Below are 13,901 nucleotides of genomic sequence, written 5' to 3' on the forward strand. Positions count from 1 at the left end.
GGCCTCGCACGGGATCGTGCGGGGCCTTTTTCTTTGGCACGCAGCCCCCTCACACAGCGCAAGTGCGCTCGGTGGTGGGATCGATGATCGCGGTGACTTCGGTGATGCGACTGGCCGGAAAGCCCGAAAGCTCGGCATGCTTGCGGATCAGATCCTCGTTCTCCGCCAGATAGATGCAGAAGGTCTTGTCGCCCGCCACGTAGGAATGCTCCCACTGGATGCCTGCTATCCTGGCCAGAGCGGCATTCGAGGTGCGCGTGGCTCCGCCCAGCTCCGCGTCGCTCATCGCGCCTACCCCCGGCAGATCGCGTTCGATCACATAGCGCTTCATCATGCTCGCTCTCCTGAAAACAGGGCGAGCGCCCGATTGGCAATCCGATCTGTGCCTTCGTCCGGAATGCCCTCGCACGCCGCCGCCACCGACCGACCATAGCCCCGAACGCCGGGCCATTCGACGATCGAAGCCTTCCGAATCGGCCGGATTCGTTCGCCTGCCGCAATCCCGCGGGACCGATTTGCAACACCATGAGGCCACGAAACCGCTCTCAGCCGCACTCTGGCCCTTGCCCCGCGCGGCTGAATCGCTAAGGGGACATTCAGTCGCGGTTCGTGCCGCAGTGCAAGATCACGGGGATTTCTTCATGGCGAGCTTCACCCTCCCGGCCAACAGCAAGATCAAGAAGCAGGGCAAGGTTCACAAGGCCGAGGGCGCCGCGCGCGTCAAGAAGTTCACCGTCTATCGCTACGACCCGGATTCGGGCGAGAACCCGCGCTACGACACCTTCGAGATCGACCTCGACAATTGCGGTCCGATGGTCCTCGACGCGATCATCAAGATCAAGAACGAGCTGGATTCGACGCTGACCTTCCGCCGCTCCTGCCGCGAAGGCATCTGCGGTTCCTGCGCGATGAACATGAACGGCTCTAACGGTCTCGCTTGCACCACGGCGATCGAAGACCTCAAGGGCGACATTCGCATCACGCCGCTGCCGCACATGGAAGTGATCAAGGACCTCGTCCCCGATTTCACGCACTTCTACGCGCAGTACGCCTCGATCCGTCCCTGGCTGCAGACCGTTTCGACCACGCCTTCGGGCAAGGAACGTCTCCAGAGCCCGGAACAGCGCGAGAAGCTGGACGGCCTCTACGAGTGCATCCTGTGCGCCTGCTGCTCGACCTCGTGCCCCAGCTACTGGTGGAATTCCGACAAGTTCCTGGGCCCGGCGATCCTGCTCCAAGCCTATCGCTGGCTGGCCGACAGCCGCGACGAAATGACCGGTGAGCGCCTGGACGAGCTGGAAGATCCCTTCCGTCTCTATCGCTGCCACACCATCATGAACTGCGCCAACGTCTGCCCCAAGGGCCTCTCGCCGGCACGCGCCATCGCAGAAATCAAGAAAATGCAGGCAGAGCGCCAGGTCTGATCCGCAGGATCGGATCGCGGACCCTTCGTCGTGCAGCCTGACGCGGAATTCATCCACGAACCGGCCCCGGGTCATCCGGGCTGGTTCACCTGGACGCTCGACGACGATACCCGCTTCAACGCGGTCGGGCTGGGACCGATGATCATCAGGCGGGAAGGCGCGCGCAGTGCCCGCGTCCGCCTGCTCGATCTGGAACGCCGCCACAGCAACATGCACGGCAATGTCCACGGCGGCGTCACCCTCGCCTTCGTGGACGTGGCCATGTTCGCGACAATGTTCAGCGTGCTCGGCGCCCAGGTGTCCGGCTCGGTGACGCTGGACCTGCACAACCAGTTCATAGGCGCGGGGCAAATCGGCGAACCGATGGACGTGCTGTGCGAAGTGATGCGCGAAACGGGCCGTCTCGTGTTCCTTCGCGGCTCCGTCGAGCAGGGAGACCGTCTCGTGTCCAGCTTCCTCGGCACTCTTCGCAAGCCGAGCGTGCGATGACCGCGATGCTCGAACGCTACGAGGCTCTGGTGGCCACCGGCGAACTGCGATCCGACCCGGAGCAGGCCGCCGCTGCCGAGCGGCTCAACCAGCTCCAGCGCGAGATCTACAAGGCGCGGACTTCGACCGGCCTCTTCGGCAAGCTGCTGGGCAAGAAAGCCCCCTCACCCCGCGGTCTCTACATGTGGGGCGGTGTCGGGCGCGGCAAGTCGATGCTGATGGACCTGTTCCATCAGACGCTCGACATCGAGGAAAAGCGCCGGATCCATTTTCACGCCTTCATGCTGGAAGTCCACGCGCTGCTGCGCGAGGAACGCCGCAAGGAAAGCGGCGATCCCATTCCGCCCGTCGCCGCCACGATCGCGCGCAACGTGCGCGTTCTCGCCTTCGACGAGATGGTGGTGAACAATTCCGCCGATGCCATGATCATGAGCCGGCTGTTCACGCATCTGATCCTCGATGAAGGCGTGACCATCGTCACCACATCGAACCGTGCGCCGAAAGACCTCTACAAGAACGGCCTGAACCGCGAACATTTCCTGCCCTTCATCGACCTGATCGAGAAGGAACTGGACGTGCTGACGCTGAACGGGCCGACGGATTACCGGCTCCATCGCCTGGGCGGCATGGCCACCTGGCACTACCCGCTGGGCGAGGAAGCCACCGAGCAGGCCCGCGAGGCCTTCTACCGCCTTACCGACTATCCGCCCGAGGACAGCGACCATGTCCCTTCAGCCGACCTCGACGTCGGCGGCGGGCGCATGCTTCACGTTCCCAAGAGCCTCAAGGGCGTGGGCGTGTTCAGTTTCAAGCGGCTCTGCGGCGAAGCCCGCGGGGCGGCCGACTACCTGGCGATCTCCCGCGCCTATCACACGGTCATTCTCGTGGGGATTCCCAAGATGGGTCCCGACCGCCGCAACGAGGCGGCGCGTTTCGTGACGCTGATCGACGCGCTCTACGAGAACAAGGTAAAGCTCATCGCTGCGGCCGATGCCTCGCCGGAAGACCTCTATCAGGCCGGCGATGGCCGCTTCGAATTCGAGCGCACGGTAAGCCGTCTCAACGAGATGCAGAGCGCCGACTATCTCGCCATGGGTCACGGCGAAGACTGAAATCGTTAACGATTTGCGAATCGGTCGTTAACGCGAAGCCCCCGGGCGGCTTTCGCGAGCGGTGATGCTCGTCCGATTCGTTTGCCTCTGCAGGCATTCCCACCAATAAAAAACGCCCCACTCCATGCTTGGAAAGGGCGTCGGAATACTTGGTGCGTGTCATGCTGGTAGTAAAAACCCAAGGAATTCGGCCAATTTCACCGAGCCCCAACGGAAAAGTGCGGCGCTTCTTTCGAAGCGCCGCRCCCAATTGGTTATTAGCGGCCGAGGCTGCCCCAGTTCCAGCTGTACATAACATTACCCCATGTGATCCGCCGCTATTTTGCGGCTGAGGACATGGATAACAATGGGTTAAGAAGTCATCAAGACTTTTTTAACCAGTTCGCCGAGACTCTCTTCCCACGATCTGCGTCAGGAGATCCCGGAATGGGACTGGGCGGCTGACATAGTACCCCTGAATGGCGTCGCACTGCATGGCGCGCAGGATCTCCAGAGCCGCCTGCGTCTCGACGCCTTCGGCCACAACCGTGCGATCCTGCGAATGAGCCATTTCGATGATCGACTGGACGAGCAGGAGGTCTTCCTTGTTGCCTTCCATCGCCTGGACGAAGACCTTGTCGATCTTGACCTCGGTGGCCGGAAGATAGCGCAAGTAGTCGATCGTCGCGTTACCCGTTCCGAAATCGTCGATCGACAGCCGGATGCCCGACTGAACCAGCTTCTGCAGCATCTGGAAGGTTCGGGAGCTACGATCGAGTCGGTCGGTCTCGGTGATCTCGAGAATCAGCTGGTCGGCGGGCAGTCCGTAGGCATCGAGAATTTCGGCGATCATCACCGGCAGGCCGGGATTGCGCAGAAGCTGCGCGGAGATGTTCACCGACACTGTCATGTCGAGGCCCTGGCGGCGCAGTTCCACGGCAGAGCGAACGGCATCGTCGATCACGAAGCGCGTAATGCGCTCGATCCGGTGGAATTCTTCCGCGATGCGGATGAACTTGTCCGGGCTGATCGGACCGCGCTCCGGATGCGTCCAGCGTACGAGAGCTTCTGCGCCCATAATCCGGTTGCTCGCGACATCGAGCTTGGGCTGATAGGCCACCCAGACCTCGCCATTGTCGATGGCACGGTCGAGCTGGGTCAGCAGCGAGATTTCCCACTGCGCCTCGTGCTTGCGGCTGTCGAACTTGTAGACGAGTTCGTCGTTGCGCACTGCCTCCTCGGCCGACTGCATGGCGCTGGCGACGCGGCTGGATACCGGCCGGTCGAACTCCGAATCGATCCCGCAGTTGAACGAAAGGTCGATGTCCAGACCGCCGACCTGGATGCCATTCTGGACGATCCGGTGCAGTCCTTCGAGGTTCTCGAACAAGTCGAACGTGCTGCGGATGGTCGAGAGCCACATGAACATGCCGCCTTCGTGATAGACGACCACTTCGCTGTCGCTGATGCGGATGCGGCGGACGATCTCGTTGGCGACTTGCCCCTCGACATGCTCGGCGAAGCTGCCGATGATCGCGCCATAGTTCCGGATCTGAAGCGCGACCAGGATACGGCTCGAAACCGCCTCGTACTTGCGCAGGACCTGGACGCTGGGCAGGCCCGATCCCGAATTGGTTTCTCCTGCCACCTCGACGCGGTCGAGGTTCCGCATGCGGAATACCGCTACGGCCGCCACGGCGATGGCAGGTACGATATCCACCTGAATGCGGAAATGATCGAGGGCCAGAGGCGCCACAATGAGCACCGCAACCAAGCCCGTGAAACGATAGATATCGAGCACCCTGCCTCGGCCAAGTCCCGAAAGCACCACACCCAGCACCACCAGAAACGCTGGCGACCAGCCAAGCTCAATCGGAACGCCGTCCTTCAACGTCTCCGCCGCGATGGCGTGGAAGAACGCTCCGGGCGCATAGCCCTGCGCAGGTAGAGTATGGAGGTCATGATAGACTTCCGCGCTCGGGGCGATGATGATGTCCTTGCCGCGCACCACTGCGGGGTCGAACCGCCCCTTCAATATGTCGACATAGCTGACGGTCGGGATGGTGGTGTAATCGATAGCGTAGTCAGGACGGAAAACGCGGTCGCTAGGGCGGGACACGCCGGCGATTCTCGCCGCCATGCTCGGAATGACGCCGATCGGACTGTCGGACGAAAATGGCAAGCTGAGGCTCAGGTTGAACGGATGATCGAGCGCAAGCAGCGAAACGGCGCGAGCATTTTCAAGGAATGCCCGTGAAGGCACCACCGCAGCATAATTCCCGCGAGGCCCATCCTTGGCCGGCATAGCGCCCAGGAAAACGCGATCTGGGAAAGCCTTCAAGGTTTCCACGAACTGCTCGCGGCCGGGTGTCTTTCCATCGTCGTTCAAGGAACGGTCGACAAAAATTCTCTTGCCGCCTGCCTCGAGTATCCGGCGAATAACCGTAGCGTCGTCCAGGCGCGAAACGTCCAGGACTTCCAACTCTTCCAGCGTCTTGCCGTCCTGCAAGACCATGACGATCTCGCCGTTGGACGGGTGAAGCCGCAGCCAGGTACGCCCGTTCACGAGCACGTCCTCCAGCGGCAGCGCGGCTCCGGTCACGCCCAGGATGACGCCCGTGAGTGCGGCCCAGAAGACGATCCGGAATCTGGCGCTCTTCCAGATCTTCGCGGCCCTTGCGCCGAGGTCAGACATGATGGCCTCGCAAATCATTCCCCTCTACGCCCTCACGCAGGACATGGCTTTCCTCGTCGGAAAGCGTCCGCAATTCAATCGTGTACTGATGCGCTGCTAACTTCATGCACACCCTGCGATGACGTTGTCGCTGCCGGGGTTAGAGCAAAGGTCCTAAGAAGAAGTTAGGTTAACTCGCCTTCACGATAAATTTCGCAGGCCGTTGTTAACCCGGCAATTCCCCGGCGAAAGGGGGAAAATTCAGGAGATCCCCAAATGGGTTAGGGAGCGGTCGAGCATGAGCAGTTGCCAGAGCAGGCGCGAGTGGTCGCTTCGTCCCGCAATATGGTCTTCCACCAGGGCGCCGAGGCGCGGGGCGTCGAACCAGCCGGTGCGGGCCAGAGTGGCGCTGGAGGCGATCTGCCGGGCCGGCTGCGCCAGGGGGCCACGGAACCACTGGGCGATGGGCGTGACGAAGCCCTGCTTGGGCCGATAGAGAATCTGGTCCGGCAGAAAACGCCGCATGGTGCGCTTCATCAGCCACTTCCCCTGCCCGCCGCGCACCCGCATGTGTTCGGGAAGACTCGCGGCGAATTCGATCAGGCGATGGTCGAGCAGCGGCTCGCGCGCTTCCAGGCTGACCGCCATGCTTGCGCGGTCCACTTTCGTCAGGATGTCGCCCGGCAGCCAGTGCTTGAGATCGGCATACTGGGCGCGATCGAGGCCGGATCGCGCCGGCGCAGCGCGCATCAGGTCCTGAACGGACCGTTCCGCGCGGTAATCACCGCGAAGGCGGCGAAAATCGTCGGAATAGAGCCTGTCGCGCAGTTCCGGAGGTGTGAAACCGATGGACCGGGCATAGCCTTCGGCACTGTCCGCCGCGAGCGAGAGTAGCGTCGATTTGGCGCGCAGCGGACGCGGCGCCCAGTCGGCTTTCGGATAGAGCCCGCCCAGCGTGCCGAACAGCGGTCCGCGAATCGCCTGTGGGATGAGCCCGCGGACGCGGTCCTCGCTCCGCTGGAACAGATGGCGGCGATAGCCCGCGAACGCCTCGTCCGCGCCGTCGCCGGACAAGGCGACTGTCACCGATTCGCGCGCCAGCTGGCAGACGCGCCAGGTTGGCAGGGCAGAAGCATCGGCGAAAGGCTCGTCGAACATCGCGGCGAGGCCGTCGATCGCCTCGAAATCGTCGGGCGAAACCTGGCGGGCGCGATGGTCGGTGCCGAAACGTCGGGCGATTTCCGCGGCATAGTCGCTCTCGTCAAGCGCAGCGACGTCGAAACCGATCGAACATGTCTTGACCGGCTGCCCGCTGTTCTCCGCCATGAGCGCGACCACGCTGGAGCTGTCCACGCCGCCCGACAGGAAAGCGCCGAGCGGCACGTCCGCGACCATGCGCGACGACACCGCCTCGCGCAGGAGGTGCAGCAGTTCCGCCTCCAGATCGGCGACTCGGCCCCGGCGGCGCTCGGCAAAGGAAATGTCCCACCATTGCACCGGGCGCGGCAGCGGCGCGCCATGGCGCAGCAGCAGTGAATGCCCCGCGGGCAGCTTGGTCACACCCTTCAGGATCGCGCGGCTATCGGGAACATAGCCCCAGGCGAGATAGTCCTCGACCGCGAGCGGATCGATCTCGCGGCGCAGCAGCGGATGCGCGAGCAAGGCTTTCAGTTCGGACCCGAAGGCCAGGCTGCCGTCGCTGAGCGGTGCCAGGAACAGCGGCTTCACGCCCAGCCGGTCGCGCGCGAGGAAGAGGCTGCGCGCCTCCAGGTCATATATCGCGAAGGCGAACATGCCGTGGAGGCGCGAAACGCAGTCCGGTCCCCAGCGCTGCCAGGCGGCGAGGATGACCTCGCTGTCGCCATCGGTACGGAATTCGGCGCCGGTCTCACGCAGTTCGCGGCGCAGTTCGCGGTAGTTGTAGATCTCGCCATTGAACACCAGCATCGCCCGCCCGTCCGGCGATGCCATGGGCTGCGGGGAACCGGCGACGTCGATGATCGAGAGGCGGCGGTGGCCCAGCGCGACGCCGGGCGCGGTCCAGACCCCGCTCCCGTCCGGCCCGCGATGCGCCAGCGCATCGCACATGGCTTCCACGCGCAGCGGGTCTACCGGCTTGGGCGTCTCGAGATGGTAGATACCGGCGATGCCACACATATGCGAAGGGCCTAGCGGAGCTTGGTCACGCGGTCCATCCACGCATCCGGGGGGCCGGACGCCGTCAGGAAACGGGCAATGGAATCGGCCGCAGCAGCGCCTGGGCTGTCCTCGGACGAGAGAATCAGCATCGTGGTGGGACGGGCGCGCAGCAGCAGGTTGTCACCGATGACCGCCAGCTTGAGGTGGGCATTGCTCCCTGTGAGCATGTCCCCGGTACGATACCAGGTGACGGCCAGCCGTTCGGTCCTGCCATTGCCCAGGAGCCGTTCGCTGCGGCCTTGCGCGAAGGCAGGCCCCGGCGACTGCCACGACCAGGCGCTGCCCGGCGTCAGCGCGCCCTGCCCGAAGCCGCCCGCCTCGCGGCCTTCGCCTTGTCCGGCATAGAGCGCCAGGAAGACATCGACGCTATGCCCCTGTCCGTCGGTGTAGCGGCCCAGCAGCCGGTGATCGGCGCCCTCGGCGCGCGGCTCCCACCAGATTGCCGGGGCATAGTCGGCCCGGCTCCAGCGGGCGACTTGCGGAAGGTCGATCCGGTCCGGCAGGGGCGCGGAGAGGCTCTCGGCGCCCAGCGCCCAGCCCTTGGCGGCCACGACCAGCAACGCGATGCCGGCAAGCGTCACAACGGCAGAAGCCCTGCCCGCTTCCAGCCGCGACAGGAAAGGCGAGCGCACGATCGCGGAGACATCGATCATCGGCGCGTCGAGCGGACGATCGAAGAAGCGCCAGGCACCCGCGATGACGACCGCCAGCACCACGGCGAAGAAGATCCAGCCGTAGACGATGTGGTCGAACCCGGCGGCCTTCTCGACGCCCACGAACTGCGCGGCGAAGATCGTGCCCCAGGCGCGCACGCCGTTGGCCAGGATCGGCACCACGAGGCACGCGAGCATCATCGCCGCCCGGCGGCGCCAACTGATGAAGCAGACATTGGCAGCCAGCAGGCCGAAGGCGATCATCGCGATCAGGAACTTCACGCCCGAGCAGGCTTCCGCCACTTCGAACAGCCCGGCCGGCGTGTCGATGAAGACGCCGTCGACCGTGGCGGGAATGCCGCTGAAATGCGTGAGCGCCACGGTGATCTTCGCCGTGATCGTCTGGAGCACTTCGACCAGTTCCTCGCCCACCGGCACCAGGAACGCCATGTAGCAGAGCGGGAACAGCACGCCCGCCGTCACCCGCGGGCCCAGCAGCAAGGGGACGGCAGAGCCGAGCATCGCCACCGCCCCGGCCTGCCGCGCAAGGTCGAGACCGGAGAGCGCGCCGAGCAGCCAGAGGAAGGCAGCTCCCGCCATGAGGATAAGGCCGGGCCACCAGCAGAGCGGTTCGAGCTTCGCCAGTTCCGCCCGGCGCTGCCAGACCAGCCAGCCCAGAATCGGCGGGATCAGGACGATGTGGTTGTAAGTGGAGATATCCCACCACTGCCGCGCCATCGCCGCCCAGTCTCCGAAGAACAGGAGGAGCAGCGCCAGCATGGCGGCGCCGCAGCGAACGAGCGCCGGGCGCCAGCGCGCCGGAACGTCCTGCCAGCGCCCCTGCAGGGAAGAATTCACGGCCAGGGTCTCAGGCGGCATCGATCAGGTTTTCCGTCTGCAGGCCGATCATGCGCGGCAAGCTGGCAAGCGCCGCCTGCCAGCTTGCATGAGCGAGGATCCATTCGCGTGCGGCCAGTCCCATGGCGCGAGCGCTTTGGGGGTCTTCGGCCAGGAGGACGACGGCATTCGCCAGCGCCTCGTCGCTTTCGGCCACGAAGAAATGGCGGCCATGTTCGGCTTCGATACCCGTGGCCGCGCCGGGCGAGAGCACCACGGGCAGTTCCATGGCCATCGCCTCCAGCACCTTGTTCTGCACTCCGCGCGCGATCTCCAGAGGCACGAGCGCCATGTCCGCGGCGGCAAGCCAGGGGCGAATATCCTCGACCCGGCCCCATATGTGAACGCCATCGCGCCCATGACGGGACAGCAGCGACGGCGGCGGGTTCCGGCCGACGACGTGCAGGCTGGCCCTGGGCAGGCGGGCGCGAATCCGCGGCAGGATGCGCGTGATCGCCCGCTCCACCGCCGCGATGTTCGGCGCGTAGTCCATCTGCCCGGTGAACACGATGCGCGGCCCCCCAGCGCCCTCCTTCACGGCCAGGCGCGGCTCCGGCAGGGTCCGGGCGGGATCGAAAAGTACGCTGTCGATGCCGTTGCCCACGGCCTCGACCCGGCAGGTCGAGCGGCCGGGCATGGCCTCCTCCAGCCGCGCGGCGAAGAGCGCCGCCTCGGCCTTGCTCACCAGCAGGGTGCGGTCTGCACGCCAGGCGATCCGCGCTTCCTCGGCGCGCAGGAGGCGCCCTTCCCGGCGCTCCATCCAGCTGCGAAAACCGCTTCCCCTGGCGCCGTAAGCCTCGAACTTCGCCGAATCGACATCGACCAGATCGACGATCAGCCGACCGCGAAAGTCCTCTGGGACATATTGCGCCATCTGGCCGGAAAAGACGAAGATCGTCTCGATCGGGCGGCTGCGCAGCACTTTGTTCACCCAACCCGCCATGCGCCGGTCGTGGAAGGCCGTGAGGCTGAGCGGCTGCCTTTTCGCCAGCGCCTGCAACCCGGCGATCGGCAGGGTTTTCCCGCGGTCGAGCAGAATATGGCTGGCCGCCAGCGCGGCCATCTCCTGCTCGCAGGCACGATCGGCGGCATCGTCCGCGAAGCAGCCGAGGTGGACCGGGGCCAGCCGCGCCAGAGCTTTGAACAGATTGTGCGAGCGGATCTTGTCCCCCCGGTCAGGCGGGAAAGGAATGCGGTGGGCCAGGAACAGGATCTCGCCCATCAGCCGATGCCGCGCGCGATCAAGGGTCCGAGCCGATTGGCCACGGCCAGCGGCAGACGCTGCCACAGCCTGATCTGGAGCGAGAGCTTGCTGCTGGTGGGATCGGCTTCGCGCCGCGCCGCGCCCGGCGCGGTCCAGGCGGCATAAGTCAGCGGCTCCGGCTCGAAGCCCCAGTTGCGCTTGAAGTGATAGGCCCCGCTGCCGGTCTTGGAGCGACCGAAGTCGAACACCGTGCAGCCTCGCCGGCGCGCATGGAGCATCAGTTCGAAATACATCCGGTCGTTGGCGCGAAGCCGGCGCGCTTCCTGAGTGCCCCCGCCCCAGTAGGGCATGGCCGCGCCGCGGTGGTAAAGGGTGATGACGCTGGCCACCGCCCGGCCCTGGTGGCGCACGGTCAGCACGTCGGCATCGTCGCCGAACGCATCGAGCACGCTGCCGAGGAGCCTCTGCGGGAACACCGGCGTGCCGAGATTGCGGTAGCTTTCGGCAAAGACGGCGTAGTGGGCGGCGCGGTCTCGCGCGCTCGTGCCGACCTCCACGTCGAGATCGTTCGCCAGCGCCTTGCGCACTTCGGCGCGCTGCTTGCGCGGCACGTCCAGAAGCTGCGCCTCGTCATCGGCCGCGAGCGGGCGGGCGAAATTGCAGTGGCTCTCGGTCTTGAGCGTCCAGCCCCGTCCCGCCTCGGGCAGTACGCCGCCGCGCAGTTCGATGGCCGGGCAGGAACGGCGCAGCGCGAGTTCCTCCAGCGCCGCGAAGATCGCTCCGCTATCCGCACCCTCGCGCGTCAGCAGACCGCCGCCCACCGCGAAGCCGGACGAGGCCAGCAGCCGGCCGAACACCGGCGAATGAATGGCGTCGAGCGGCAGGAAAGCCACGATTTCGCCCTGTCGCTCTTCGACCAGCGCCAGGGCGTGATTGCCCGTCGCCCGGGCCACGGAGACGAACCAGGCCGGGCGGTGGAACGGCGTCGCCAGCGGGTGGCTGGCGGTGAACAGCTCCAGCCGCGCGACTTCGCCGGGATCGGCGAGATCGACCAGCCTCACCGCGCCCGTGACGGGAGCGAACGGCGCGTTCATGCAGCCAGCGCCCCGGCCGGCGCCAGGGTTCCACCCGGCCCCATGACCAGCGTGGGCGCGCGTTCCGCTTCGCGCACAGCGAGTTCGTCCATCCGGCCCCACTGGAAGTCGCCGATCAACTGCCGCAGCTTTCCAGCCATCATGCCGAGATTGGTGTAGTGCCGCAGACGCGAGCGCAGCGGCGCATTGGGCACGCGCGGCTGGTCGGGGTCGATCTCCCAGGGGTGGAAGTAGAACACCGCCGGTCGCCCTTCGGCATTGACCTGGCGGATCGCCCAACGGGAGAACCCGTAAGGCAGCACGCGGAAGAACCCGCCGCCGCCCGCGGCCAGACGGCGGCCGGCGAATGTCGCGGTGGTCACCGGGATCTCCACCAGGGGACTGTCGGCAAGCGGATGGAAGGCGAAACGCGGCGCTTCGCGCCAGCCATAGTGGTCGTGCGCGATCGGCGCGACGCTGGAGCTATAGGCATAACCCTGCTCGGCCAGCACGTCGAAGGCCCAGGGCGTACGCGCATCGATGGAGAAGCTGGGCGCGCGGTAGCCGCTCACTTTGACCCCGGCAGCATCCTCGATGGCCTTGCGGCTCATGTCGAGGTCGCGTCCGAAAGTGGCGGCGTCCATGCGGAACACCCGCTCGTGATCCCAGCCGTGGCTGGCCATTTCGTGCCCCGCTTCGGCAATGCGGCGCAGCAGCCGCGGATGGCGCACCGCCACCCAGCCGAGCGTGAAGAACGTGCCTTTCACCCCGGCCGCATCGAACAGCGCCAGAATCTTGTCGCAATTGCGCTCGACCCGGGTGCGAATGGCGGGCCAGTCGCTGCGGTCGATCACGGTTTCGAAAGCGCCGACCTGGAACCAGTCCTCGACATCGACCGATAGCCCGTTGACGGGGCCGCTGGAGGCTCTGGCTTCATCCATGGCGTCTATCCTTACGGAACCGGCTCGAAATTCAGGCTGCCTGCCGCTGGCCTTCGCCGCCTTCGAACCACTCGATCAGCATGGTGAACGTGTGGCGAAGGGTGCGCTCCTGCTCTTCCAGGCGGGCTTCCAGGCGCGCGCTATGCGCCGCGGCCTGGGCCAGTTGCTCCTGAAGCGCGGCGATCTGGGCTTCGCCGCCGGAAGCGGGTGCCTCCTTCTGGCGTTCCACATTGGCCGCGAGTTCCAGCACCGCATGCTGAAGCTCGTCGATCTGCGAATCGCGACTCGCCAGCGCCGATTCGATCAGCGCGATGGCCGCCGCCGCATCCAGCGCGTCGGGGTGAAGCACCGGCGCGGGCGCCGCCTGGCTTGCGCCCGCCACCGATCCGGCCGCCTCGGCGACAGGCGCCTGCTGGCTGACCAGCGCGCGGGCGCCGTCCTCGTCCAGTTCGGCCAGGACATCTGCCAGCATCTCGAGATCGACCAGCGCGCGCTGCTCGACCGCGCCCAGCAGCAGCAGGCGGTTGACGATCTGGTTGATCCGGCGCGGAATGCCGCCGGTGGCCTCGTGCACTTCGGCGAAGACGCGGTTGTCGAAGCCCGGATTGCCCTTCCAGCCGACGCAGTTCAGGCGGTGCTCGACGTAAGCCTGCACTTCGCGCGGCTCCATCGCCGTAAGATGATGAGTCGCGATCACCCGCTGGCGCAGCTGTTCGAGCTGGTTGCTCTCCAGCAGGGTCGTGCGGAATTCGGGCTGGCCCAGCAGCAGGGTCTGAAGCAGCGGATGCGAGCCGAGCTGGAAGTTCGAGAGCATGCGCAGCTCCTCGATCGCATCGACCGAGAGGTTCTGCGCCTCGTCCACGATCAGCAGGCAGCGGCGGCCCGCGCGGGCTTCCGAATGGAGGAACGTCTCGATCGCGCCGAGCGCCGAGGCCTTGTCATGCCCGGACACCTGCAGCCCGAAGGCCTGCGCCACGACATGGACGATCTCTTCCCCGTCCAGCGCGCTGGTGACGACGCAGGCGGCCGTCAGGCGCGCCGGGTCGATCGTGGCCATGAGGTGCGAGACGAGCGTGGACTTGCCCGCGCCCACTTCGCCCGTGATCACCACGAAGCCCTCGCCCTGCGCCAGGCCGTAGCCAAGGTAGGAGAGCGCCTTGCGGTGCGTCGCGCTCTCGAAATAGAAGGCCGGATCGGGTGTGAGCTGGAAAGGCCGGCCCTCGAACCCGTAGAATTGTTCGAACATCCCTGCTCTC

The 13,901-nt window shown here is 65.7% G+C and carries 11 protein-coding genes; 3 read left to right on the plus strand and 8 right to left on the minus strand.

Features of this window, described 5'->3' with window-relative positions:
- Positions 1-49: 49 nt before the first annotated feature.
- The gene (locus AB4Z00_RS16980) at positions 50-334 is read right to left on the minus strand and encodes a DUF4242 domain-containing protein (protein WP_442046670.1); all 285 of its coding nucleotides are present in this window, start codon (positions 332-334) and stop codon (positions 50-52) included.
- A gap of 307 nt (positions 335-641) precedes the next feature.
- On the opposite strand from AB4Z00_RS16980, the gene AB4Z00_RS16985 reads away from it, so the two are divergent.
- The 3 genes from AB4Z00_RS16985 to zapE are packed head-to-tail and all read left to right on the plus strand — an operon-like array spanning position 642 to position 3,025.
- Entirely contained in the window at positions 642-1,424 is a 783-nt protein-coding gene (locus AB4Z00_RS16985; RefSeq protein ID WP_132263331.1) for a succinate dehydrogenase iron-sulfur subunit, read from the plus strand.
- Positions 1,425-1,454: 30 nt separating this feature from the next.
- Positions 1,455-1,913, plus strand: a complete 459-nt coding sequence (locus AB4Z00_RS16990; RefSeq protein WP_442046671.1) for a PaaI family thioesterase — start codon at positions 1,455-1,457, stop codon at positions 1,911-1,913.
- Positions 1,910-3,025 (plus strand): cell division protein ZapE, encoded by a 1,116-nt coding sequence (zapE, locus tag AB4Z00_RS16995; RefSeq protein WP_442046672.1) that lies wholly within the window; start codon positions 1,910-1,912, stop codon positions 3,023-3,025. The genes AB4Z00_RS16990 and zapE overlap by 4 nt, the downstream gene beginning before the upstream one ends.
- Positions 3,026-3,398: 373 nt before the next feature.
- On the opposite strand, the gene AB4Z00_RS17000 is transcribed toward zapE, so the two are convergent.
- The 7 genes from AB4Z00_RS17000 to AB4Z00_RS17030 form a co-directional block, all read right to left on the minus strand.
- Complete coding sequence (locus AB4Z00_RS17000; RefSeq protein ID WP_132263336.1) at positions 3,399-5,699, minus strand: EAL domain-containing protein; 2,301 nt, start codon at positions 5,697-5,699, stop codon at positions 3,399-3,401.
- A gap of 240 nt (positions 5,700-5,939) precedes the next feature.
- A complete protein-coding gene (locus AB4Z00_RS17005) occupies positions 5,940-7,835 on the minus strand; it encodes an XrtA/PEP-CTERM system amidotransferase (protein ID WP_442046673.1) in 1,896 nt (631 codons plus the stop codon).
- 11 nt (positions 7,836-7,846) lie between these two features.
- Positions 7,847-9,409, minus strand: a complete 1,563-nt coding sequence (gene xrtA, locus AB4Z00_RS17010; protein WP_442046674.1) for an exosortase A — start codon at positions 9,407-9,409, stop codon at positions 7,847-7,849.
- Positions 9,399-10,649: a TIGR03087 family PEP-CTERM/XrtA system glycosyltransferase gene (locus AB4Z00_RS17015; RefSeq protein WP_442046675.1), complete on the minus strand. Its 1,251-nt coding sequence runs from the start codon at positions 10,647-10,649 to the stop codon at positions 9,399-9,401. Before AB4Z00_RS17015 ends, xrtA begins: the two co-directional genes overlap by 11 nt.
- On the minus strand, positions 10,649-11,725 hold the full coding sequence (locus AB4Z00_RS17020) for a FemAB family XrtA/PEP-CTERM system-associated protein (protein ID WP_442046676.1): 1,077 nt from the start codon (positions 11,723-11,725) through the stop codon (positions 10,649-10,651). Before AB4Z00_RS17020 ends, AB4Z00_RS17015 begins: the two co-directional genes overlap by 1 nt.
- Positions 11,722-12,645 (minus strand): XrtA system polysaccharide deacetylase, encoded by a 924-nt coding sequence (locus AB4Z00_RS17025; RefSeq protein WP_442046677.1) that lies wholly within the window; start codon positions 12,643-12,645, stop codon positions 11,722-11,724. Before AB4Z00_RS17025 ends, AB4Z00_RS17020 begins: the two co-directional genes overlap by 4 nt.
- Positions 12,646-12,676: 31 nt before the next feature.
- On the minus strand, positions 12,677-13,891 hold the full coding sequence (locus AB4Z00_RS17030; RefSeq protein WP_442046678.1) for an XrtA/PEP-CTERM system-associated ATPase: 1,215 nt from the start codon (positions 13,889-13,891) through the stop codon (positions 12,677-12,679).
- Positions 13,892-13,901 lie beyond the last annotated feature (10 nt).

This window comes from Novosphingobium sp. YAF33, assembly GCF_052113265.1.
Taxonomy (GTDB): Bacteria; Pseudomonadota; Alphaproteobacteria; order Sphingomonadales; family Sphingomonadaceae; genus Novosphingobium.